At 63.3% G+C, this 264-nt stretch carries 1 pseudogene; it reads right to left on the reverse strand.

The annotated features are described in order from the left end of the window. Positions 1 to 264: pseudogene (locus tag EOB49_RS35425) on the reverse strand (glucan 1,4-alpha-glucosidase); the annotation flags it as partial.

The raw sequence follows: 264 nt of genomic DNA on the forward strand, positions 1-264 counted from the left end.
GGAGGCTTGCCACGGGCAGATCGGCAAGATGGATGCCGAAGGCGTTCTCCACCGTCTGGCTGTCTTGGGCGGTCATCCAATTGTCGGTGCTCCAGTGAATCGTCGCCGGGTCCAACAGCTCGATGCGAAGCGTCTTGCCGGCGTCCATGGTGCGGATCTTGTTGTTGAACCGCCAGGTCCTGAACGGCGACACGGTCTTGTCCTCGATGTAGCGCTTGACGCCTTGCGGCGGCATGTCGAAGACCGCGCCGTCGCGCAGCGAGC

This window comes from Mesorhizobium sp. M7A.F.Ca.MR.148.00.0.0 (assembly GCF_003997735.1).
GTDB lineage: Bacteria > Pseudomonadota > Alphaproteobacteria > Rhizobiales > Rhizobiaceae > Mesorhizobium.